The 1,660-nt window shown below is 76.8% G+C and carries 2 protein-coding genes; both read left to right on the top strand.

Features of this window, described 5'->3' with window-relative positions; all coding sequences use genetic code 11:
- On the top strand, positions 1-838 hold an 838-nt coding region (locus tag ACWDCZ_RS41120; RefSeq protein WP_449818691.1), incomplete at its 5' end, for an ATP-NAD kinase family protein.
- 24 nt (positions 839-862) lie between these two features.
- A complete protein-coding gene (locus ACWDCZ_RS41115; protein ID WP_380742288.1) occupies positions 863-1,609 on the top strand; it encodes an SDR family NAD(P)-dependent oxidoreductase in 747 nt (248 codons plus the stop codon).
- Positions 1,610-1,660 lie beyond the last annotated feature (51 nt).

The raw sequence follows: 1,660 nt of genomic DNA, 5'->3' as shown, positions 1-1,660 counted from the left end.
GCTGTTCTGCGGCGGCGACGGCACCGCCCGCGACGTGCTGGACGCGCTCGGGCCCGAGCCCCGGGTGCCGGTGCTCGGCATCCCCGCCGGGGTCAAGATGCACTCCGCCGTGTTCGCCGTCCACCCCCGGGCCGCCGCCGAGGTCGCGGCGGCCTGGGCGGCCGGCCGCGGCGTCCGGCTGACGGCCGCCGAGGTGGTGGACCGGGACGAGGCCGCGCTGCGGGCCGGCCGGGTCTCCGCCCGGCTGTACGGCCGACTGACCGTCCCCGTGCTGCCCGCCCGGGTCCAGCAGCGCAAGACCGGCAGCTCCGGGCCCGACCCGGGGACACCGGCCGGCCTCGCCGCCGAGGTCGCCGAACGCGTCGGCCCCGGCGGGCTGCTGCTCCTCGGGCCCGGCAGCACCACGTACGCGGTGGCCACCGCGCTCGGCGCGCCGGGCGCCAGCCTGACCGGCGTCGACCTGCTGCGGCTCGGCCCCGCGAGCGCCCTCGGCCCCGGCCACGCCGACGGCCTCGCCACCGCCGCCCGCCTCCTGATCCGCGACGCCCGGGCCGACCAGCTGCGCGCCCTGCCCACCATCCCCTGCATCGCCCTCTCCCCGATCGGCGGCCAGGGCTTCCTGCTCGGCCGCGGCAACCAGCAGCTCACCCCCGAACTGCTGCGCGCCGCGGGCCGGGAACGGCTGCTGGTGCTCGCCACCGAGGCGAAGCTCGCCGCCCTGGCGGGCCGCCCGCTGCTGCTGGACACCGGCGACCCCGACCTGGACGACGCCCTCTCCGGCCACGTCCGGGTGATCACCGGCCGCCGCTCCGGCGCCGTGTACCGCCTCTCCGCCTGACCTCCCACCCACAGAGGAGCCCCCATGATCGACCTGCACGGCAAGCGCGCGATCGTCACCGGCGCCGCCTCCGGCATCGGCCGGGCCACCGCCGCCCTGCTCGCCGAACTCGGCGCCGCCGTCGTCCTCCTGGACCTCGACGCCGAGCGCGGCGAACAGGCCGCCAAGGAGATCGGCGGCACCTTCGTCCGCTGCGACGTCTCCCGGCGCGCCGACTGCGAGCGGGCCGTCAGCACCGCCGTCGAGCAACACGGCGGCGTGGACGTGCTGTTCAACAACGCGGGCATCATCCGCCGCTCCACCGTCACCGAGATCAGCGACGAGGACTGGGACCTGGTGATGGCCGTCAACGTCCGCTCGATCATGCTGCTCAGCGGACTGGTGGTGCCGCTGATGGCCGCGAGCGGCGGCGGCAGCATCGTCAACACCGGCTCCGGCTGGGGCATCAAGGGCGGCGGCCGGGCCATCTCCTACTGCGCCTCCAAGGGCGCCGTGGTCAACATGACCCGGGCGATGGCCATCGACCACGGCCCGGACAACATCCGGGTCAACTGCGTCTGCCCGGGCGACACCGACACCGGCATGCTCGCCGAGGAGGCCCGCCAACTCGGCGAGAGCCCGGACGCCTTCTACACCGACGCCGCCGACCGCCCGCTCGGCCGGATCGGCCAGCCCCGGGACATCGCGCAGACCGTCGCCTTCCTGGCCAGCGACGCCGCCGCCTTCGTCAGCGGCGCGGTCATCGCCGTGGACGGCGCCGGCACCGCCTGACCGCCTGACCGCCCGCCAGGACCCGGCCCGGGCGGTCGGGCACCGGTGGTC

It is taken from the genome of Kitasatospora sp. NPDC001225, assembly GCF_053597855.1.
This window is presented reverse-complemented; position numbering and strand designations above follow the sequence as displayed.